General features: G+C 58.4%; 22 protein-coding genes. 14 read left to right on the top strand and 8 right to left on the bottom strand.

Translation table 11 applies throughout. The features are described from left to right. The first annotated feature begins 102 nt into the window (after nucleotides 1-102). Nucleotides 103-636, top strand: a complete 534-nt coding sequence (locus ASD36_RS15570; RefSeq protein ID WP_060505402.1) for a single-stranded DNA-binding protein — start codon at nucleotides 103-105, stop codon at nucleotides 634-636. A 77-nt stretch (nucleotides 637-713) separates the two neighbouring features. Here the strand turns inward: ASD36_RS15570 and ASD36_RS15565 are convergent, their stop codons facing one another. Then, nucleotides 714-1,343 carry a MarC family protein gene (locus ASD36_RS15565; RefSeq protein ID WP_060505403.1) on the bottom strand — a complete coding sequence of 210 codons (630 nt, stop codon included), beginning with the start codon at nucleotides 1,341-1,343 and terminating at the stop codon, nucleotides 714-716. A 231-nt stretch (nucleotides 1,344-1,574) separates the two neighbouring features. Between ASD36_RS15565 and gyrA the strand changes: the two genes are divergently transcribed. Then, the gene (gene gyrA / locus ASD36_RS15560; RefSeq protein WP_060505404.1) at nucleotides 1,575-4,370 is read left to right on the top strand and encodes a DNA gyrase subunit A; all 2,796 of its coding nucleotides are present in this window, start codon (nucleotides 1,575-1,577) and stop codon (nucleotides 4,368-4,370) included. A 198-nt stretch (nucleotides 4,371-4,568) separates the two neighbouring features. Here the strand turns inward: gyrA and ASD36_RS30650 are convergent, their stop codons facing one another. Then, entirely contained in the window at nucleotides 4,569-4,709 is a 141-nt protein-coding gene (locus tag ASD36_RS30650; RefSeq protein ID WP_156393872.1) for a hypothetical protein, read from the bottom strand. Between the two features lie 358 nt (nucleotides 4,710-5,067). On the opposite strand from ASD36_RS30650, the gene coaD reads away from it, so the two are divergent. The 5 genes from coaD to tgt all read left to right on the top strand — a co-directional run bounded on the left by coaD (nucleotide 5,068) and on the right by tgt (nucleotide 9,004). Beyond that, nucleotides 5,068-5,562, top strand: coding sequence for a pantetheine-phosphate adenylyltransferase (gene coaD, locus ASD36_RS15555; protein WP_060505405.1), 495 nt, complete (start codon nucleotides 5,068-5,070; stop codon nucleotides 5,560-5,562). A 29-nt stretch (nucleotides 5,563-5,591) separates the two neighbouring features. Further along, nucleotides 5,592-6,161, top strand: a complete 570-nt coding sequence (locus ASD36_RS15550; protein ID WP_060505406.1) for a peptidylprolyl isomerase — start codon at nucleotides 5,592-5,594, stop codon at nucleotides 6,159-6,161. Between the two features lie 41 nt (nucleotides 6,162-6,202). Next, a complete protein-coding gene (locus tag ASD36_RS15545) occupies nucleotides 6,203-6,712 on the top strand; it encodes a peptidylprolyl isomerase (RefSeq protein ID WP_060505407.1) in 510 nt (169 codons plus the stop codon). 79 nt (nucleotides 6,713-6,791) lie between these two features. Continuing rightward, complete coding sequence (gene queA / locus ASD36_RS15540; RefSeq protein ID WP_060505408.1) at nucleotides 6,792-7,877, top strand: tRNA preQ1(34) S-adenosylmethionine ribosyltransferase-isomerase QueA; 1,086 nt, start codon at nucleotides 6,792-6,794, stop codon at nucleotides 7,875-7,877. Next, nucleotides 7,874-9,004 carry a tRNA guanosine(34) transglycosylase Tgt gene (gene tgt / locus ASD36_RS15535; protein ID WP_060505409.1) on the top strand — a complete coding sequence of 377 codons (1,131 nt, stop codon included), beginning with the start codon at nucleotides 7,874-7,876 and terminating at the stop codon, nucleotides 9,002-9,004. Before queA ends, tgt begins: the two co-directional genes overlap by 4 nt. A gap of 10 nt (nucleotides 9,005-9,014) precedes the next feature. On the opposite strand, the gene ASD36_RS15530 is transcribed toward tgt, so the two are convergent. The 3 genes from ASD36_RS15530 to ASD36_RS30645 form a co-directional block, all read right to left on the bottom strand. After that, nucleotides 9,015-10,202, bottom strand: a complete 1,188-nt coding sequence (locus ASD36_RS15530) for a class I SAM-dependent methyltransferase (RefSeq protein ID WP_060505410.1) — start codon at nucleotides 10,200-10,202, stop codon at nucleotides 9,015-9,017. Between the two features lie 96 nt (nucleotides 10,203-10,298). Beyond that, nucleotides 10,299-10,721 carry a DUF4864 domain-containing protein gene (locus ASD36_RS15525; protein WP_060505411.1) on the bottom strand — a complete coding sequence of 141 codons (423 nt, stop codon included), beginning with the start codon at nucleotides 10,719-10,721 and terminating at the stop codon, nucleotides 10,299-10,301. Nucleotides 10,722-10,959: 238 nt separating this feature from the next. After that, on the bottom strand, nucleotides 10,960-11,346 hold the full coding sequence (locus ASD36_RS30645; protein WP_156393871.1) for a hypothetical protein: 387 nt from the start codon (nucleotides 11,344-11,346) through the stop codon (nucleotides 10,960-10,962). On the opposite strand from ASD36_RS30645, the gene ASD36_RS15520 reads away from it, so the two are divergent. Next, nucleotides 11,339-11,794: a hypothetical protein gene (locus ASD36_RS15520; RefSeq protein WP_156393870.1), complete on the top strand. Its 456-nt coding sequence runs from the start codon at nucleotides 11,339-11,341 to the stop codon at nucleotides 11,792-11,794. The genes ASD36_RS30645 and ASD36_RS15520 overlap by 8 nt on opposite strands. Then, nucleotides 11,791-12,474, top strand: coding sequence for a hypothetical protein (locus ASD36_RS15515; RefSeq protein WP_060505413.1), 684 nt, complete (start codon nucleotides 11,791-11,793; stop codon nucleotides 12,472-12,474). The genes ASD36_RS15520 and ASD36_RS15515 overlap by 4 nt, the downstream gene beginning before the upstream one ends. Nucleotides 12,475-12,865: 391 nt before the next feature. Here the strand turns inward: ASD36_RS15515 and ASD36_RS15510 are convergent, their stop codons facing one another. After that, a complete protein-coding gene (locus ASD36_RS15510; RefSeq protein ID WP_060505414.1) occupies nucleotides 12,866-13,699 on the bottom strand; it encodes a M10 family metallopeptidase C-terminal domain-containing protein in 834 nt (277 codons plus the stop codon). Between the two features lie 411 nt (nucleotides 13,700-14,110). Between ASD36_RS15510 and ASD36_RS15505 the strand changes: the two genes are divergently transcribed. After that, nucleotides 14,111-15,220 carry a site-specific integrase gene (locus ASD36_RS15505; RefSeq protein WP_060511051.1) on the top strand — a complete coding sequence of 370 codons (1,110 nt, stop codon included), beginning with the start codon at nucleotides 14,111-14,113 and terminating at the stop codon, nucleotides 15,218-15,220. Between the two features lie 20 nt (nucleotides 15,221-15,240). Here the strand turns inward: ASD36_RS15505 and ASD36_RS15500 are convergent, their stop codons facing one another. Continuing rightward, nucleotides 15,241-16,299 carry a ParA family protein gene (locus ASD36_RS15500; RefSeq protein WP_060511049.1) on the bottom strand — a complete coding sequence of 353 codons (1,059 nt, stop codon included), beginning with the start codon at nucleotides 16,297-16,299 and terminating at the stop codon, nucleotides 15,241-15,243. 282 nt (nucleotides 16,300-16,581) lie between these two features. Between ASD36_RS15500 and ASD36_RS15490 the strand changes: the two genes are divergently transcribed. The 4 genes from ASD36_RS15490 to ASD36_RS15475 all read left to right on the top strand — a co-directional run bounded on the left by ASD36_RS15490 (nucleotide 16,582) and on the right by ASD36_RS15475 (nucleotide 20,642). Then, the gene (locus ASD36_RS15490) at nucleotides 16,582-18,009 is read left to right on the top strand and encodes a hypothetical protein (RefSeq protein ID WP_156393869.1); all 1,428 of its coding nucleotides are present in this window, start codon (nucleotides 16,582-16,584) and stop codon (nucleotides 18,007-18,009) included. A gap of 309 nt (nucleotides 18,010-18,318) precedes the next feature. Continuing rightward, nucleotides 18,319-19,611: a hypothetical protein gene (locus ASD36_RS15485; protein WP_060511043.1), complete on the top strand. Its 1,293-nt coding sequence runs from the start codon at nucleotides 18,319-18,321 to the stop codon at nucleotides 19,609-19,611. Nucleotides 19,612-19,635: 24 nt separating this feature from the next. Then, nucleotides 19,636-20,235, top strand: a complete 600-nt coding sequence (locus ASD36_RS15480) for a hypothetical protein (protein WP_060511041.1) — start codon at nucleotides 19,636-19,638, stop codon at nucleotides 20,233-20,235. After that, complete coding sequence (locus ASD36_RS15475; protein WP_060511039.1) at nucleotides 20,232-20,642, top strand: hypothetical protein; 411 nt, start codon at nucleotides 20,232-20,234, stop codon at nucleotides 20,640-20,642. Before ASD36_RS15480 ends, ASD36_RS15475 begins: the two co-directional genes overlap by 4 nt. A gap of 110 nt (nucleotides 20,643-20,752) precedes the next feature. Here the strand turns inward: ASD36_RS15475 and ASD36_RS15470 are convergent, their stop codons facing one another. Then, entirely contained in the window at nucleotides 20,753-20,938 is a 186-nt protein-coding gene (locus tag ASD36_RS15470; RefSeq protein ID WP_156393868.1) for a hypothetical protein, read from the bottom strand. Between the last annotated feature and the right edge of the window lie 33 nt (nucleotides 20,939-20,971).

Genomic DNA, 20,971 nt, shown 5'->3' with positions numbered 1-20,971 from the left:
CAGGATGCAAAGGGGCGTATGCTTGGCCATCAGCCGCTAAGATGCGCGCTCTGAATTTGGAAGCCGGGCCGCAAGGTCTGGCAGGATAGCGGGAAAAGCAAGATGGCAGGCAGTGTCAACAAGGTGATTTTGATCGGTAACCTCGGGGCAGACCCGGAAATCCGGCGCACGCAGGACGGCAAGCCGATCGCCAACCTCAACATTGCGACTTCGGAAAGCTGGCGCGACCGCAATTCCGGCGAGCGCAAGGAAAAGACCGAATGGCATCGTGTGGTGATCTTCAACGAAGGTCTCTGCAAGGTTGCTGAGCAATATCTGAAGAAGGGCTCGACGGTCTATGTCGAAGGCCAGCTGCAGACCCGCAAATGGCAGGACAAGGATGGCCAGGACCGTTATTCGACGGAAGTGGTGCTGCAGGGCTTCAACTCGACGCTGACCATGCTCGGCGGCCGTGGTGACGGACAGGGTGCCGGTGGTGGCCGCGGTGGCTCGGATTACGGTGGCAATGTCGGCGGCGGTTCCAGCAACTATGGCGGCGACTACGATCGCCCGTCTTCGGCTCCATCGGGCCGCGGCAGCAGCAGCAGCAGCGGCGGGAATTTTTCGCGCGATATGGACGACGATATTCCGTTCTGATCCAAACGATCTACAGTCAAAAAGGCCCGGGAAACCGGGCCTTTTTCGTCAATGGGACCTGCCACAATCGAGCGTGATCACAACCCCATTGTCGATTTGACGCCATCGACGACGAACTGCACCGCCAAGGCCGCGAGGATGACGCCGAGCAGGCGTGTCAGGATGGCGCGGCCGGTGACGCCTAAAAACCGGTCGATGCGTTCGGCGATGACGAGCGAGGCAAACAGGACGGCCAGGCAGAAGGCGATGACCAGGATCAGCTGCACACGGTCGATGGTTGCCGAAAACGAACCGGACAACAGGATCGTCGCCGAGATGGCGCCGGGGCCGGCAATCAGCGGCAATGCCAACGGGAAAACCGCGATATTGTGAATGTGATCGCGGGTGATGGCAGTTTCGCCGGTCTTTTCCTTGCGCTCGTTGCGCTTCTCGAAGATCATTTCGAAGGCGATCCAGAACAGCAGCAGGCCGCCGGCAATCCGGAAGGCGCCGATGGAAATACCGAGCAGGCCAAGTATACTACTTCCGAACAAAGCGAACGCCGACAGGATGAAAAAAGCGATCAGCGTGCCACGCCGCGCCACCAGAAAGCGCTCCTGACGGCTCATGCCGACAGTCAAGCTCAGGAAGATCGGCGCAAGGCCGGGCGGATCGATGGTGACCAGGATCGTGGTCAGCGCATTGATCAAAAGGTCGATATGAGACATCCCATTCCCCTCGCGGCCTTGTTTATGATGACCGTCTGATGAATTGTTAGGCGAGGGGATCGCTGAATGAAAGACCTGTCCTTCACCGTTTAGCCGCTTTTGCCTTGCAAATGCCTGCAAGAGCGACGATGAGCCTAAAAGGCTGTTCACAACCCGGCCCCGAAATTGGCGCTCGCCAACGCATTCGGCTATAAAAATCTGTCTGATTCTGAACAAAGATCGTGATCGAAATTGACTGAACAAAGCACACCAGGCGGCGGCAAGAACCCACCAGGCATCGAGCCCATTTCCATCATGGAGGAAATGCAGCGCTCGTATCTCGATTACGCCATGAGCGTTATCGTCAGCCGTGCTCTTCCCGATGTCCGCGATGGTCTGAAGCCCGTGCACCGGCGCATCCTGTTCGGGATGAGCGAACTGGGCATCGACTGGAACAAGAAATACGTCAAATGCGCCCGCGTAACCGGGGACGTGATGGGTAAATTCCATCCGCACGGCAACTCGGCGATCTATGATGCGCTCGCCCGTATGGCGCAGCCTTGGTCGCTGCGGCTGCCGCTGATCGACGGTCAGGGCAATTTCGGCTCGATCGACGGCGATCCGCCGGCGGCCGAACGTTATACCGAGTGCCGGCTTGAAAAGGCCGCCCATGCGCTGCTCGACGATCTCGACAAGGAAACGGTCGATTTTCGCGACAACTACGATGGTACGCTGAGCGAGCCGTCCGTCGTGCCTGCGAAGTTCCCGAACCTTCTGGTCAACGGGGCAGGCGGCATCGCCGTCGGCATGGCGACCAATATCCCGCCACACAATCTGATCGAAGTGATCAACGGCTGTATCGCGCTGATTGACGAGCCTGGCCTTGAACTGCCGCAGCTGATGGAGATCATTCCGGGGCCGGACTTCCCGACCGGTGCCTTCATTCTTGGCCGCTCCGGTATCCGTTCTGCCTATGAGACGGGCCGCGGCTCGGTCATCATGCGCGGCCGCGCCACCATCGAGCCGATGCGCGGCGACCGCGAGCAGATCATCATCACCGAAGTTCCCTATCAGGTGAACAAGGCGACGATGATCGAGAAGATGGCCGAACTGGTCAAGGACAAGCGCATCGAGGGTATTTCCGACCTTCGCGACGAATCCGACCGCCAGGGTTACCGTGTCGTCGTCGAACTGAAGCGCGACGCCAATGCCGAGGTCATCCTCAACCAGCTCTATCGCTACACGCCGCTGCAGACCTCGTTTGGTTGCAACATGGTTGCGTTGAACGGCGGCAAGCCGGAGCAGATGACGCTGCTCGACATGCTGCGCGCTTTCGTTGCGTTCCGCGAGGAAGTCATCAGCCGCCGCACCAAATACCTGCTGCGCAAGGCGCGCGAACGCGCGCATGTGTTGGTCGGTCTTGCCATCGCCGTTGCAAATATCGACGAGATCATCAAGCTGATCCGGGAGGCGCCGGATCCGGCCACCGCCCGCGAACAATTGATGACACGCCGCTGGCCGGCATCGGATGTCGAAAGCCTGATCCGTCTGATCGACGATCCGCGCCACCGTATCAACGAGGACCTCACCTATAACCTGTCCGAAGAGCAGGCCCGGGCGATTCTCGAATTGCGTCTGGCCCGCCTGACGGCCCTTGGCCGCGATGAAATCGGCGACGAACTGAACAAGATCGGCGCCGAGATCAGCGATTATCTCGATATCCTGTCGTCACGCATTCGCATCATGACCATCGTCAAGGACGAACTGATTGCCGTTCGCGACGAGTTCGGTACACCGCGCCGCACAGAGATCGTCGAAGGCGGTCTCGATATGGATGACGAAGACCTGATTGCCCAGGAGGATATGGTCATCACCGTGTCTCACCTCGGGTATATCAAGCGCGTGCCGCTGGCGACCTACCGGGCCCAGCGCCGTGGCGGCAAGGGCCGCTCCGGCATGGCGACGCGCGACGAGGATTTCGTCACGCGCCTGTTCGTTGCCAACACCCACACGCCAATGCTGTTCTTCTCTTCGCGCGGCATCGTCTACAAGGAGAAGGTCTGGCGCCTGCCGGTCGGTACACCGCAATCGCGCGGCAAGGCTTTGATCAACATGTTGCCGCTGGAGCCCGGCGAACGCATCACCACGATCATGCCGCTGCCCGAGGATGAGGCGACGTGGGAAAACCTCGACGTGATGTTCTCGACGACGCGTGGAACGGTTCGCCGCAACAAGCTGTCGGATTTCGTCCAGGTCAACCGCAACGGCAAGATTGCCATGAAGCTGGATGAAGAGGGTGACGAAATCCTCTCCGTCGAAACCTGTACCGAACATGACGATGTGCTGATGACGACGGCACTCGGCCAGTGCATCCGCTTCTCGGTTGATGATGTTCGCGTCTTTGCTGGCCGCAACTCGATCGGCGTTCGCGGCATCACGCTCGGCGAGGGCGACCGGATCATCTCGATGACCATCGTCGGCCATGTCGATGCCGAGCCGTGGGAACGGGCAGCCTACCTGAAACGCGCTGCCGCCGAACGGCGCGCGGCAACCGGCGAGGACGAGGAAATCGCGCTCGTCGGCGAGGAAGTCACCGAAGAAGGTCAGCTCGACGACGCCCGTTATGAGGAACTCAAGGCACGCGAACAGTTCGTGCTGACGGTCTCCGTCAAGGGCTTTGGCAAGCGCTCCTCCACCTACGACTTCCGTACATCGGGCCGTGGCGGCAAGGGTATCCGCGCGACGGATACCTCGAAGACCGGAGAAATCGGCGAACTGGTCGCGGCCTTCCCGGTCGAAGACAATGACCAGATCATGCTCGTTTCCGATGGCGGCCAGTTGATCCGCGTTCCGGTTAGCGGCATCCGGCTTGCAAGCCGTGCCACCAAGGGCGTGACCATCTTCTCCACTGCCAAGGACGAAAAGGTCGTCTCGGTCGAGCGTATCAGCGAGCCTGAAGCAGAAGAGGACGAGGACGCCGCGGGCCAGGCTGAGACGCCGGATGACGATGCTCCGGCCATCGATCCGCCGGCTGCAACGGAAGAGTAAAATCTTTCGTCCCATTATTACAAAAAGCCGGGTGATCGCATCGCCCGGCTTTTTCTTTTACCCCGGGCTTTGCGCAGCAGTGATACAAACCGCCGTCATCAGGGCTGATTAAGGCAAAGAAAAACCGGACTGGCAGGGGAACCGTCCGGCTTTTATGACAGCGGCACTGGAGGTTGTCGCTGTGGAACTTTGAAAATGTCACACGCTGAAACCGCCGGCGTCGCGGCTCATTGCTTTCATTGCGCTTCTGTCGCGCTGAAGTTCGAAAATTGTTTTGGCGAAATCGACCAGGAACACGATACTGATCACTGCCGATATGATCATCATTGTGATGGCCATTGTAGTTCATCCTCTACTTTAACAAACGCGTACGATTAAGGTGAGGCCCGTCATTGCGCGCTTCGTTTCTGATCGCGTTTGCCGTTGCAAAAAGCATGACAAAGAACATGGTCATAGACAGAAGAATAAGTGCCATAGCGGTGATCCTTTCAGCCAGTAAACGGCCTTGACTGGAAAAAGTTCCGTTCTCTACTTGACGATGTACAAGCCCGTCCTTGAAACAACCTTGAACACACTCTTCATTTAGCGTTCATGTCATCGGGCTGCTGTTCCAAAGGGAACACGTGGAGCGGCAAGCGTGCTCCCTTGCGATTGCCCGCAGACCGTGACACAAGGCTTCGAAATGGAAACAGGCGCGATGACCACTGCTTTTTATCCCGGCTCCTTCGACCCGATGACGAACGGCCACCTCGACGTGCTGGTGCAGGCGCTGAATGTTGCGTCGGCGGTTATCGTTGCGATCGGTGTTCATCCTGGCAAGACGCCACTGTTTTCCTTTGAAGAGCGCGCCGCCCTCATTGCGCAGTCGCTCAAGGAATTCCTTCCTGAAAGGGCCGCCGATATCTCGGTCGTTTCCTTTGATAATCTCGTTGTCGATGCCGCGCGAAAACATGGCGCTTCGCTTCTGGTCCGCGGCTTGCGAGACGGCACGGACCTCGATTATGAGATGCAGATGGCGGGCATGAACCGGCAAATGGCGCCGGATATCCAGACCCTGTTTCTTCCGGCCGGTACGGCCTCGCGGCCCATTACCGCCACATTGGTTCGCCAGATCGCTGCCATGGGCGGTGATGTCAGCGCCTTCGTACCCAAGGCCGTTCATGCGGCCCTGAACGCAAAACGCAAATCCTGACGTTTTCTTTTATTTCCATGGGAGCTCATATGAAAATTCTCCAACTCGCTTTCGCAGGCGCCGTTGTCCTCGCATCCCTGACCAGCAATGCCTTCGCCCAGGCCAAGGAATACATCACCATCACGCTGAAGGACGGCCCGGTCGTCATCGAGCTGATGCCGGATGTTGCGCCCAAGCATGTCGCGCGCATCAAGGAACTGACCGAAGCAGGCGATTACAACAATGTCGCCTTCCACCGCGTCATCCCGGGCTTCATGGCTCAGACCGGCGATGTCCAGTACGGCAATATGGAGAAGGATTTCAAGCCGGAGATGGCCGGCATGGGCGGCTCGTCCAAGCCGAACGTCGAGGCTGAATTTTCCAAGGTACCGTTTGCGCGCGGTACGGTCGGCATGGCCCGCAGCCAGGACCCGAATTCCGCCAATTCCCAGTTCTTCATCATGTTCGCCCCCGGTGACTTCCTGAACGGCCAGTACACGGTGGTCGGACAGGTCGTCGAAGGCATGGACAATGTCGACAAGATCAAGAAGGGCGACGAAGCCAACAACGGTTCCGTCACCGATCCCGACCGGATGATCAGCGTCAAGGTCGGCAAGTAATCGCGTTTTGAAACGCCCGCTTTAACAAGAAGGAGAAGGCCGTGACAGAGATCAAGGATCCTGAAAACACCATCATCATGGAAACCACCAAGGGGCAGGTCGTCATCCAGCTTTTGCCGGACCTGGCGCCGGGCCACGTTGCCCGCATCAAGGAACTGTGCGCCGAAGGCGCCTATGACGGCGTCGTGTTTCACCGCGTCATCGACGACTTCATGGCGCAGACCGGCGACGTGCAGTACGGCAAGACCGGTGGCAAGGACTTCAATCCGGCCCGCGCCGGGATGGGCGGCTCCTCCAAGCCGGACCTCAAGGCTGAATTCTCCAACATGAGCCACGTGCGTGGCACGTGCTCGATGGCGCGCAGCCAGATGCCGAACTCGGCCAATTCGCAGTTCTTCATCTGCTTCACCGACAGCCCATGGCTGAACAAGCAGTATTCGGTCTGGGGCCAGGTCATTTCCGGCATGGAAAATGTCGACAAGATCAAGAGGGGCGAGCCCGTCAAGGATCCTGACACCATCGTGTCGATGAAACTTGCCGCCAACGCCTAATTCAGGCTATTGCCAAAACCCGTCCCGGATCGCCTGGAAAAGGCGCCGGGGCGGGTTTGCCGTTTAAAGAAGAGTTTTGATGCGCGTCGATTTGTTCGATTTCGATCTCCCCGAGGATAATATAGCGCTGAGGCCCGCAAGCCCGCGCGACAGCGCCCGGCTGCTCGTTGTCCAGCCGCAAGAAAGCGATCAGCTGATCGATCGTAGCGTCGTGGATCTGCCATCCTTCCTTCGTCCGGGTGATGCTCTCGTTTTCAATGATACCAAGGTCATTCCAGCTCAACTGGAGGGGATTCGCCGCCGCGGCGAGGATGTCGTCACGCAGGTTTCCCTGACGTTGCATATGCGTATCGCTGCCGACCGTTGGAAGGCGTTCGCGCGCCCCGCCAAACGTCTCAAGCCCGGCGATCGCATCGAATTCGGCCACGGCACCAACACCTGTCTCACAGGCGCGCTGGACGCGACTGTTGAAGAGAAAGGCGACGCAGGCGAGGTGACGCTGCGGTTCGATCTTTCCGGCCCGGCGCTGGATGAAGCGATCCTTGCCGTCGGCCATATTCCGCTGCCTCCCTATATTGCCTCCAAGCGCCCCGAAGACGAGCAGGACCGCACCGACTACCAGACGGTTTACGCGCGCGAACATGGGGCCGTTGCAGCGCCGACTGCTGGCCTCCATTTCACTGATCGCCTGTTCGAGGCACTGGATGCGCTTGGCGTCGAGCGCCATTTCGTCACCCTGCACGTGGGCGCTGGCACGTTTCTACCAATGAAGGTTGACGATACCGACGATCACGTCATGCATCAGGAGATCGGCCATGTCAGCGCTGACGTGGCCGAACGGCTGAACGCCGTCAGGGCGAGGGGCGGGCGCATCGTCTGTGTCGGCACCACCTCGCTGCGGCTGATCGAGAGTGCCGCTGAGGAGAATGGCGACATCCGCCCATGGTCCGGCCCGACCGGCATTTTCATCACGCCCGGTTATCGTTTCCGCGCCGTCGACATGCTGATGACCAATTTCCATCTGCCGAAGTCGACGCTGTTCATGCTCGTTTCGGCCTTCAGTGGCATGGACACCATGCGGCGCGCTTACGAGCACGCCATCGAAACCGGCTACCGATTCTATTCCTACGGCGATTCCAGCCTGCTTTTCCGGGATGCAACATGACCGAGACTTTTCAGTTCAACATCAAGGCAACTGATGGCAAGGCCCGTCGCGGCACGGTATCGATGCCGCGCGGCGAAATCCGCACGCCGGCCTTCATGCCGGTCGGAACCGTCGGCACGGTCAAGGCGATGTATCTCGATCAGGTCCGCGATCTCGGCGCCGATATCATCCTCGGCAACACCTATCACCTGATGCTGCGTCCAGGCCCGGAGCGCGTGGCGCGTTTGGGCGGTCTGCATGAGCTGATCCGTTGGCCCTATCCGATCCTGACCGATAGCGGCGGTTTCCAGGTCATGTCGCTCGCGGGCCTGCGCAAGCTTGACGAAAAAGGCGTGACCTTCAAGAGCCATGTCGATGGTGCGTTGCATCACATGTCGCCGGAGCGCTCGATCGAAATCCAGGGTTTGCTCGACAGCGACATCCAGATGCAGCTCGATGAATGTGTGAGACTTCCGGCAGAACCCACTGATATTGAACGCGCAATGGAAATGTCGCTTCGCTGGGCCGACCGCTGCAAGACTGCTTTTGGCGATCAGCCGGGCAAGGCGATGTTCGGTATCGTTCAGGGCGGCGATGTGCCGGCGCTGCGTGTCCGTTCGGCACAGGCGCTGTCTGGGCTTGATCTCAAGGGCTATGCGATCGGCGGCCTTGCTGTCGGCGAGCCGCAGGCCGTCATGCTCGACATGCTTGACATCACGTGCCCGGAACTGTCGGTAGAAAAGCCGCGCTACCTGATGGGCGTCGGTACCCCTGATGATATCCTGAAATCCGTGGCCCGTGGCATCGACATGTTCGATTGCGTCATGCCTACACGCGCTGGCCGTCACGGCCTGGCGTTCACCCGGCGCGGCCGCGTCAACCTGCGCAATGCCCGTCATGCGGAAGATACCCGGCCGCTCGACGATCAGTCGGCCTGCCCGGCGTCACGCGACTATTCGCGCGCCTACCTGCATCATCTCGTGCGTGCCGACGAGAGCCTGGGTGGCATGCTGCTGACTTGGAACAACCTGGCCTATTACCAGGAATTGATGGCAGGTATCCGCACGGCAATCGAGGAGGGCCGCTATGCCGCCTTCATGGAAGAGACGCAGGAAGAATGGCGCCAAGGAGACCTGGCGCCACTCTGAGAGGCTGAGTTCAGGCTAATTTCGCCTTGACGATGATGCGGCTGAGGTCGCCTGCCGCATTTGACAGCTTGATGGAGTACAGACGATCGCGTTTCGTCTCGAAGCGGAAAGTGCTGTCATTCGCGGTCAGCTTGCCTGTCTGCAACGTTTCCCAGGTCACGCTCCCGGAAATCGGGCGATGCTTGACGGTCCATTTCAGCTTGTCAGGACCGCCCTTCGGAATGATGACGTCGATCAGCGCAGCGCCGTTGCCAAAGACTTGAGGCTGGATGCTCAGGCCGCCTTTTTCCGCTGTTGTCTGAAGATATTGGAACTCCGACCAGAGATCGCGCAGATAGCCGTCTGCCTGGCTCGTAAGGCGCTTGCGCGATTCCTCAAGTCCACGCACCTCGGGTCGCACCTTCGCGCGGCTGGCGTCCTTTGTCAGTACCATCACATTCGCCGCCAGAAGAATCCCGCGGCGGAAGGAGACGATCGGCTTGGAGAACTTCCTGCCAGGATCGAACCCGTAATCCTGGAGACGTTCGGGATGAGGGCGGTTGAAGATGTGATCGCGCACGAAGCAATCGAAAACCGGTTCCGCATGCAGCGGCGATGCATGGATCAGGTCAATCAGATGATTGGGATCGAAATAGTAGTTGTGTGGAATAGGCTCCGTGACGCCGCCAAACGTAATGGCGGTGGTGAAGGCGTAGACGCCCCCCGGTTTCAGCACACGTTCGACTTCGCTAAAGTGGCGGAGGAAATCTTCGTCGCGTCCGATGTGCTCGAAGGAACCCGTCGACCAGCAGAAATCGAAGCTCTCGTCAGGAAAGTCGAGTTTACGCATATCCATGGCCATGGCATCGACCTTCTGCGCGTCAATCGGCCAAGGTGCCTTCTGCAGGATAAGATCGCGCGGATTGTCCGTGCGCACGCCGACCCAGCCGCTGTTCGGCAGGTAGAGATCGGTAACCATCGTCTTCGCGACGCGTGGAACAATCGCATAAATTAGCTTTTCTGTCCCGGCACCCATCGCAAGGCCCTGGGCCACAGGGGTCAACTTACCCTTTTGGGCCAAGGCCCGGAAGATCATTGCGAACTCCCATGCACGCCGCGAACCGAAGGGAATGGATTTCAGATCGTCCCGAAGGATACTATCGATCTCCGGATCGAAGAGATCATAAATGTCGCAAACTTTCTGCAGTGGCAAATTCACGCTTAATTCTCCCGGCTTAATTAGGCTGTTATGTCTAAGGGAGCGTGCGCGTTAACGTCAATGCACCACAGTGCAGAGTTGCGTTATTTCGGTTGTTTAAATTTCGGGGCCTGGCGTTTGCCGAAGCAGCTGTACGCCGTTGATTTTGTAGGTGCCATCGGGTTGCCTGACGAGAAAATACAATGCCGTCCAATCCTTGCCGTCTGGCCCGGATATCAGCACTTCCTGCACCACCGTACCGCTCTCGATCTTGTTGCGCCCAAAGGCGAAATTGCCGGGGCGGTAGACCGGCGCATAGCTACGTTTGACCATATCGAAGAAGACGCTTTTGTCTGGAAACTTTTGCCTGATCTGCGGGGAGGCAAAAGAATAGGCCGTCTCGGCATCATCGTGGAGAAAGGCTTCGATCTGGTTCTGGATGATCGACTGGGCCGTATCGACAGGCTCCGCCGCCTGGGATAGCGGCGCCGTAGCCAAGAGAATGGCAATGCATGCGCAGGCTTTGAATGTCCGGATCATTTGCCATCTCCTTGCTGACCATCGCGATAGACAGGATACGTATGTCGAGAGAAAATGGTTTTTCACTGGAGTTAGGTTTTTCGTATTTTACAAATACACACTAATATCAATTGGTTGTTTTTATTTATTGAATTAAATTCTTGAGGTTTGCCAATGGCGTGAGAGCTTCTTCGGTAGATTGGGTGTAACACCAGTCGATCCCTCATCCTGTCCCAGATCATAGGAGAATGCCGGTCGATCAACCAGAGGGAGTTGCATGGAAAGAAAGCAGAATTTGCTCCCGTGCTTTCGGGGAAGCCGCTACGATGATCAATGCAACCTGTTGCCGAACATCGCAACTTCGTGCATATGTGAGTATTGATGAATATAAAGAATTGGTTTCATCCAATTTCAGAGGGAGCCGAAACCTATCCGGGTGAAACAGGGCGGCTGGATTCGCCGCCAAACGAAAGCATGCCGTTTTAAACGTGGCGTGACCTAACTGGCTCAGTTTGATTGCGCGGGTCGAGCGTTCTATCGCCACGTTTTCTGCCAGAGATGAAGTTTTCTTAATGTCGATCGCGATCGCGGACATGTCTAATTGCCGCAGCAGCTTGGCAAGCCACAAGGAGATCATGATGGCCAAGGAACCGGATTCGGGAAAAGCGCTGAAGACGAACGCATTGGTGTCGCGCCTGCTGGAGGCGGGCAGCGAAAATGCCGTTGCATTCACCGGATTTGTTGCGCCGTCTCGCCGCGAGGGGCACATAAAGCTGATTTTCCGGCTCAATGACCTATCTGGTGGTATCGAGATCGCCGAAAGCGACATCGTCGCAACTGCCGACTTGCCTAAATCCAGTCTCGGAGCGGTCGCCGTCTGGGTCCGGCGAGACGCGGTAATCAGCCAGACGAACTCCACGAGCGCACAAGGTGCGGCGTTCCCGAGACAGAACGGCGCCTTGGCGGATGTACGGCGGGCAGGGCTTCGCATGAAAGTAAGGTCACAGGCTCGCGATACCTGCACCTGTTTCATTATCTGCGATGGAACGCAATGCGTGCCCTGCACCTGCCAATGCCTGGCGCAAGTTCAATGACCATGGCCGTGCAGAATGCATCAGGTGCTGCGGACGTTCATGCCGAAGCTTTGGCGTTCGAGGCCCCCTATCTTTCCGAGAAACTGCTGAAAGACGACGTCGTCCGTTCCCGCGAAGAGGCTGAAGCCCTCTTTCGCGAGGTAAAGCGCTACCTCGTTTTGACAGCGTCCAGCCCCGCAGTCGCATGGGGTATGTATTCGCTGAGAATCGATCAGATCTGGCACCAGTTCATTCTATTCACACGTCAGTATATCGAATACTGCCGCGCAAATTTCGGAAAGTACATTCAGCATGCGCCCAGTACCGCGCCGACGGTAGAAGGCTTGCCTAAAATGACGCCCTCCACGCTGGCTATGTTCGCGCAGCGGTACGAAGAGTTGTTCGGCGAGCCGCTGCCTGACCTGTGGTACGACGAGAAAAATGTCACGCTGGATCGGCGCATCGTCAATTCTCGCCGCCACGCCTTCTACCTGCAGGATGATGACGACATGGTCGAACTTTTGAGCAATGAGGGGGAAGCCGTGTTCGCTGTTGACCAGACGGCCCGTGCAGCTCTGGAGTTCATTACATACAATGGCAGCTTTTTCGTGCGCGAATTGCCAGGCGAAATCAGCGATGAGCAGAGGGTCGCGCTCGTTTCGACGTTGATCGAATGCAAGCTCCTTAATTTGGCGAGTTGATCGAAGGTCGGGCTTGGTTCCAGAGCACCGCAGCATGACTGCATGGGCGCATTGCCGCCGTGAGCGTCTGGCTCGAAATTATTTCTGATTTCTTGCTCTCCAAAAAGCGACCGGTAATTGTTTTCGACAATCGCTCATCAACGCAAACTTCTGCAATTTTTAACGAGGTTGCGGAAAGGTTCTGGCGGAAGAGGTGAGAGCTATGGGGTGAATTTCGTCGTTGTTTTCGTTGCTTAATTTGCATTAGTCGTCCAGCGTAAATGCAGCAATCGATGCATCAGGAATGTAGCAGCCAGTGGGCACAAAAAAGCCGCCTCAGTTGGCGGCTTGTCGTTCTGATTTCAGCGACTTCGCCAATCATCTTTTCGATGAAATGACGTGCTATCCGGGTTCAGAGGAAGAAATCGTCGGCATACATCTTGATCTTGCCGTCCAGAATTATCTCAAAATCAGCTTTCTTATCGCCGTTCAGATCGCCGTAGACGTGAGTGTCGCCGTCCTTTTCATATTTGTAGTTCAACTGGCCCTTTTTGCCACTGAAGTCTTTCGCACCGAGCCATTTGAAAGGCTGGTTACCCGAATAGTCGGAGCGAGCATCAATGGCACGTAGGTCGATGACATCACGGGTTCCACCACCGGCAACATGCTGCCAATCGTAGATGATGTCGGGGTTTTTCAGCGTGCTTTCGTTAATGGCTTTGTAGAGGAAGGTATCAGCGTCTTCACCGCCCCATAGCTTATCGCCCCCGGTACCGCCGTACAGCACATCATTGCCAGCAGAGCCACGGATTTGGTCATTACCCGATCCGGTGATGATATAGTCCATGCTATTGGTGCCAAAGATTTTGTCAGCTTGACCAGTTCCACGGACTTCCTCAATAACGTCCGTAACTTGAAGCCCTGCGATTGCTCTCCCGGTTGTGCCATCGGAGAAAGTAGCGTCTACGGTAAAATTAGCCTTATAAGCGTGGAAGCTGTCAGGATATTTCTCGTAGTCGAGTGCGGATTTTAGGACGATCTTCGCCCCAATGATCTCGAATAAGTCGGATGGATAATTTTCCGTTTCAAGCATGCCGCCATAATTGACACGCTCATATGACGAGATCGCCGCTGAAGTAATCGAGACTCCCAACCCTTCAGGGGAGATGGTGGCAATCTCGGTTCCCAACGGCGTATTTTCAGGCAAATCGTTCAAGAGCATCGTGATAATGAGGTTCGTGGGCATTTAAATTCCTCCATAACTTCAAATAAGATGTGCTTTAAAACGAGCGACACAACGTTTAGCTTGATGAAAATCAAAGATATCCTGTTTGTGGGCGTGCCCTCGGTAGCAGAACCCGTCTCACGTTATTATCTGCGACAGTATATGTTCTCTGGCAAGTTTCAAAGAAAATCGGGACATTAGATTTCTAAGATCCGTTCGAATCCCTGCTCTTCCATAAACTGTTGATTTTTCTTGATTATTTTTCTGAATTTGGGCCGTTTTTTTTGGCGGAAGAGGTGGGATTCGAACCCACGGTACGGTCTCCCGCACGCCGGTTTTCAAGACCGGTAGAATTTACCTGATTAACTTGCGTTTTTTCGTGTTTTCTGCGATATGTTGCAGCATTGTTGCAGAAAGCAGGAATAAAGCGGCATGGCGAGCATCACGAAGCGAGCGGGGAAATGGACGGTCACGGCACGGCTTCCGGACAGCTTCACGGGGCCTTGCAAGTCCCGGTCGATATCGAACACGTTCAAGAGCAAGCGCGACGCCCAATTGTGGATCGACGCAACCGAGTCTGCCATGCGTCTTGGCAAATGGAAAGACCCCCGGCTGGACCCGAAGCCCGGCAGTTCGAAGGGCTACCTCGATCGCCCCTTCAAGGATGCTCTCGATGATTACCGTGACAAGATCACTCCCGAGAAGAAGGGTGCCGATCAAGAGGTGGCCATGCTGAACATGCTGGCGCGGGAAGACTTCGCTTCCAAGACCTTGCGCGAGTTGTCAGTGGACAATTTCGTGACCTATCGCGACGCCCGCAAGGAGGATGGGAAGGCCGCGTCTACGATCCGGAACAACCTGAACACCGTCAGCGCGGTCTACGAGTGGCTGATCCATGAGAAGTCCATCCCGACTTCCAACCCCATTGCCTCGCTCCGGAAGCGACGGCGTGGCATCCCCCAACCTAGTGCAGGTAGGGATAGGCGACTTCGTCCGGGAGAGGAAGAACGGATATGGTCGGTATTGACTGGAGAGACGTGGCAGAATCGGCAATGGCAGGCCCTGTTCCCCGTTCTGGTGGACACCGGGATGCGCGCAGGAGAGGTTCGAAGCATCCTCGCGGGCTGGGTGCGGAGAGAATACGGCTTCATCGTCATCCCCGAGAAGGAAGTGAAGGGAAACGAGCATCGATACGTCGCGCTCTCAGAGCGCGCCTATCGTTTGCTGCTTCAGCAAGCCGAAGGCGAGCCCGACGACGCGACCGTCTTCAAGATGACGAAGAATTCTGCGGAGCATGAATGGCAGAAAATCCGGGAAGCAGCAGGTTGCCCCGATCTTCGAATCCACGACCTGCGCCACGAGGCCTTGAGCCGTATGGCTGCGACCGGAGCCGACCTGAAAACTCTGATGAGGCAGTCCGGCCACAAGACCGTGGCCGTACTCATGCGGTACCTGAACCCGACGAAGGAGGAGCAGCGCACGCGTCTGTTCGGTGTGAAGGCGGTCGCGCCGGCTATCGGAGAACCCACGGCAGAAGCTTGATCTTCACTGAAGACGCTGGGTCATTCGATCTTGGCTACAAAGTCCTGAATGTTCGGCTGCTGCCTGTCCAACTGCGATTGATTGACCTGCACGGTGCGTCCGGCAAAGGTTTTTTTGCCTGCAGTTAGATTACACATCGGGATGCCCATCGCACCGGATACCACGGATGCGGTGTTGGCGTCATTAATCTGCTCTTCGAACATCCGACGAAACCCTTGTCTCGACGTTGGCGCCGGGTCGCCAGTCGGATGCACGCAGAACAAGGAGGGATTCGCCTGCCAAGCCCGGAACACCTCGCTAAATATTTCGACTACGACGTTTCGGAAGGCACTGGCAGAACTGCTGTTCATTTGAGTAAGCCTGTTTCCGACATACGCGTAAATCTGAGGACGCGTCATGCTGTAGCGCACTGAATTGGTAAAGAACTGAGATTGGATTTGGCCCGGTTTTCTTAGGATGCCGAACACCAAAGACAGAACAGACCGAACCGCTCTCTTCGAAGAGCCATCGGCCGAAAACGGAATGATCAGTCTGTCTGATGCGCTCATTGCCAGCTCCGTATAAATGGAGAAACTGGGATTGCAGTCGAGGAACACAGTTATGGATTCCTGATTCCAGGAATGTTTGACATCCTCGATCAGGTCTCGGATCCATGTGTGAACAATCCGCCATGCGTCAGAGGGACCGGCCGTGCAGGCAAGCTGAACCTGACTAGCCTGCATTTCCAGTTCTTCGTCGCCGCAGATGATATACAGGTTGTCGGGAACATTATGGTTGAATCCACGCACATGCGTGAGATAGTTCGCACCTGATCCTGGGTTCAAATATGGGCTGACGATACGATCAGCAACGTAGCCGGAAATGGTCTTGGAAGGTCTGATGCCCGATAGCTGTTCGATCACCGCTTCGCCTCGTTCCATTCCGCCAAGGATCATGCTCGACGAGTTCGCCTGCGGGCAAAGATCGACAACCAGAACCTTTTGCTGTGGGTGTGTGCGAGCGTATTCGCACGCAACTTGGAAAGTGAGATAGCTCTTACCAACTCCGCCTTTATTGTTCCAAAGCGCATATACAGCCATGCGAATTCCCCTAGTGCGATTCGATAGTGCAATATCGCACACATCGGACGTTTACTCATAATACAGGCTTGATAGCGTCTGACGACTGGGGGCGCTAGAGCGGGCAGCGGCAGAATTTCCAATTTCGGCAGCGTCGCTTTTCGGCGCCTTGACGCGTGCTCGCCGTCAGATGACCATTAAAAAACGCCGCGTCATTGGGCTGGTACCCTCGGCGGCGTTTTAGGAATGTATTCACATGATTGCCTGCGGCGACATTGATGTAAAGACCCCGTCGAAGGGTCCGTGAGCCGGGGGCTGGCATATCAACCAGCCCTGACATCAGCTTCTCACACTCTACCGCGTCAACAAATTTGGCTTGACGGTTTCGAGGATCGCTATGCCGAAGCACAGCGGCACGCCAGCCGGGAGCGGATCCGAAAAGCGGAGCAGCGCGACCAGCGCGCCGAACGCACTCCGGACTACGACACTGCGACCTTCGCACGCCAGGCGGCAGAACAGCGCGAACTTGTACGGCGACGGCTGAGGCGCGGTTATATTCAGTCTGGCGAGCGCCATATCGGCGGCCGGTGGCGTAGTGGTGTTTGGGAAATGGGCCTGCGATCGGAAGACAACACGGTCCTCAAATATTTCGTGTCCCTCGTGCCGAAGGGGAGCCGGGCGCGGGCATCGTGGGACAAGGCGCACCTTGAAAACCAGTGTCCGCAGAAGATTCTGACGCTCGACTATCCGTACATCGAACTGAACCGGGAGTTTATGGCGGCGTTGCGCGTGGACTGCGACGGCGTATTCCTGACCCCTGCCGCTTGCCTGGCCGCTTTGACGGAACAGGTGCGCGATGGTCGGGTTCCGTGCCTGCCACACATCATTGTCGGCGACCTGCTGAAAGATGGTCGCTATTCCCGCCCTCATTTCGTGTGGCTGCTTCCCCCGGGGTCGGCGGTCTGGCGGAGCGATGATAAGCGGTGCCGGCAGAAGCCAATCCAGTTGTTCGATGCGGTTGCCCGTGGACTTGCGGCCGCGCTTCTCGATCTCGGCGCCGATCCTGTTGCACCGACAATGACGGGGCGCATGAAATGCCCGACATCGCCGTTCTGGCACACGATGACACCGAACGACGACATCTGGCCGACATTGTCGGAATACACCGATTACGTGGATACCAGCGTCGGGCGGGCGGTTCTCGTTCGGAGGGCCGCGGCGGCGCAGTCTGGGCTCGGCCTGACGGCATCGAACGCGATCTTCGACGCGCTGCGCACGGAAGGCCAACGGCTCTTGGCCGAATGGCATTTCGGAGCGGATGCCCGGATGCGCGGCAGCCGCGCCGCGCTGGCCGATCATCTTCATGAGGCGCTTGCAGACTATGCCGACAAGAGCGGTCTTGAGGACAGGACCGTCAGCTATGTCACGGCGAAAGTCGCCGACTATCTGGTCGCGCACTTCGACCCGTTGAAACTCGAAGGCAAGGCCGTGAACCGTGGCAAGCTACTCGATGTCGTGGACGGCCTGAACACGGTCGCTGAGCGACAGGCAGCGGGCGGACGGCATTCGGGCAAGGCCAAGGGCGCGAACACGCTCCAGCGGCTGCGAGAAGCCCACCAAGGGCTTGTTGCATCTGGGGCGACCGTGACGCGGTCGGCGCTCGCCGCTGCTGCGGGTGTTTCCATCCGCACGGCGATGGCTCGATGGAGTGAAGTTGTGCAATCTCAGTGAGTGCAACTTTTTGACGGTGAAAATAGGTGTATAGATAAAAAGGTAGCCGCCCGTCACGGCCATACCAAAACTACACCACTCGCCGCGCGGCAAAGTGTCCTTGACGTACCGCGATGGACAAAGCGCGGCCAGCGGCTAAGTCACCGAGCGTCAGTCTCCGACTGCCTCCTCGCCCGGAGGCGACGACAAGCCCCCGGCAGGGTCCCCCGGAAGGGCCGACGACAGCTTGCTGTCATTAGTCGGTCTCTAATGACATGGATTCCTTCGTCGCCGGTGGGCAAGATTCTCCTGAGACAGGGAGGATTTCAGATGGCCGGGTTTCAGTTCGCACACATGCAGAATTTCAGTCGGAAGGGCGACAAGGGAGGCCGGACGGTGTCCTTCGTCCTCGCCGAGGCTCGCCGCGATCCTGTGGCCTCGTTGCATGTGTTGTCGCCCCAGCCTCCGGCGATCGTCTGGGGCTGTTCGATCGAGGACCTGGAGCGCGAGCACGATGTCCGGGTGGGCGTTGCCCGGAAGACGATCGCGGGAGGTAAAACGCGATCCGTGGGCAAGGAACAGCACACACTCCGCACGATCGTCGTCTCGCACCCCTACACGGTGGAGGAGGTCGAGGCGGACCCTGCGAAGCGGCAGGAGGTCGAGCGGTGGGAGGCTCTTAACGTCGAGTGGGCTCGACGGGAGCTCGGCGACGATCTCCGGGCGGTCATCCGGCACACTGACGAACGGCAATGGCACCTGCACATCTACGGCCTTCCGGGTGATCCTGAAATGCGGGCGTCTCGCAGTCATCCGGGGCAGGTCGCGAAGTCGGACGTGCTGGCGGCCGGTCCCGCCGAAGGTGAAGACGATAAGGCCATGCGTCGCCGTTCCGATCGCGCCTACAAGAATGCGATGCGGGAGTGGCAGGACGGCTATTTCCGGGCTGTGGGCATGCCTGCGGGTCTGACCCGACTAGGCCCTGCCCAGCGCCGTCTCTCGCGTGGAGAATGGCACCAGGAGCGGCACCAGGCGCAGGCGTTGAAGGCCGCACAGGAGGAGGCAGACGCGCTGAAGGCGAAGGCTAGCATCTTCGCCCGGCAGGTAGGTGAGAAAGCGGCCTCGATCCGCGCCGACGCGGCGCGGAAGGCCGATGCCGCTGAAGCGGCAATCGCCGCCGCCAAGGCGGCGAAAGCTGAAGTGGATCGTCTCCGATCGGAGGCGGAGGCTCGTGCTGCTGCTGCGCTGAAGGCGCAGAATGCAGCCTTGCGGGATCAGCGCCAAGCGCGAACCATGATGGAGAAGGTTCGGGCAGAGGCCGCCCGGGTTCGGGGAGTCGGTGGATTCCTTCGTGGGGTCTGGGACGGCCTCAAGCGATCGACGATCGCCGATCGTATCCGGGAAGAGCTGCGCCCGACTGTCGAGCGGTGGCAGCAGGCGGAGGCAGCAGCAGCAGCGCGGGCGGTTGCCGAGTCCGATCGACGGGTGAAGGTGGAAAAACGGGCGTCGGCTCTCTCGGCCTCGGCTGCCGAACTCGGCGCGCAGCGCGACGAGCTCAGGGCGCGCTTGGCGCGGTACGAGCCCGCAGACGTTGCGCCGGTCCTGACGCGGCGACACCCTTGAAGCTGGTTACCTTCGGAGGATGTCATGACGGAGAAACAGGAGAAGCGGCGCAACTGCGCTGACAAGCTGCGCGCCGAACTCATGTCGAGGAAAATTCATCGGCGGAAGCGGATCGACCCGGCCCTGTCGATCGGGATGCAGTTGCTCGCGCTGACCTCGCTCATGATCAATCTGTTCCCTGCGCCTTCGGACGCGCTTCCGCTTCCCGAACCTCCCCGACCTGAGCCGATCCGGGAGCCGAACCTGCAGGCGGAGCCGTCTCCTCGATCGTACAAGCATGCCCCGTCATGGCCGCTGCTCATGCGTGATCTGGGTCGGCCGGTAGCCCACCGGACGGCAAAGGCCGAAGTCTACGCCCGCCTTCCGATCGAATGCCGTCCGTGGCTCGACGCCGTATTCAGGGAATCCGACTGGTCCGCGCTCAGGCCCTACGCACGATCGGGCGCATCGGATGATGAGGTCAGCAAGGGTGTCCTCGGGGCCTTCCAGACATGGAAAGCGGACCAGGAGGAGAGGACCCGGAAGGCCAAGAAAGATGCGGCAGGAGGCAAGGCCGGAACGGCATCACAGCCGGGCGGTGGCGAGGATGACGATCGGAACGACGACAAGGGGGTGAAGCCGTGAGGTTCGTCGCGCTGCTTCTCGGTCTGTCGCTGGCGGCGCCGGGTCATACCGCCAATGTCGTATGGCGCTCCTCTGACTCGGGCGTGCTGACGTCGCCGGCTTCCGCTCCGGTCATCCTACCGCCAGAACCGGACGTGCCTTCCGGCTTAAGCGCGACGATGGCTGGGCAAGCCTCGGTTGCTGTCGGCGGAGTTCTCGATCTCCGCCCGGTCGCTGTCGGCGCGTCCGGCCGGATCGTTAGCTATCTACTGTTCGGCCGCCTTCCGATCGGCGGCACTTTCGACGCTGGAGCCGGAAAGATTGGTGGCCGGGGGCTGGTCGCGGGGAGCTATCCGGTATGGGTCTCGCTCGGGGATGAAAGCGGGGCAGTCACGGTCGTCGCCGTGACAATCGTCGTCAGGGGCTGATGACGCGAAAACGGGGCTGAAGAGCCCCGCCGTCAACATTCCAACGCGTTTTAAAGGCCGTGGAGTGTGCTCCGGGAGCTCGGGTGGGTACAGACCCCACCCGAATCCTTTCACACCGCCCGAAGGGCACCAGCGGCGAACTGCAGGGCTGCAGCGGTTGCCTTAGCCATGCCTTCCTCTCTCGACGTCTCGAATCCGGAGATCGCCGGGCGCGGGTTCGAGAAGTCCGGGTTCGGCAGGTCGCCAGTCCAGACCCAGCGGCCCACTACGCAGTCAGCCACGCGACTGACGTACATACTGAGGTCTCCAATGTCGGTGGTCGCTGGGCC

The organism is Rhizobium sp. Root1334 (genome assembly GCF_001426665.1).
Lineage (GTDB): Bacteria > Pseudomonadota > Alphaproteobacteria > Rhizobiales > Rhizobiaceae > Pararhizobium.
This window is presented reverse-complemented; position numbering and strand designations above follow the sequence as displayed.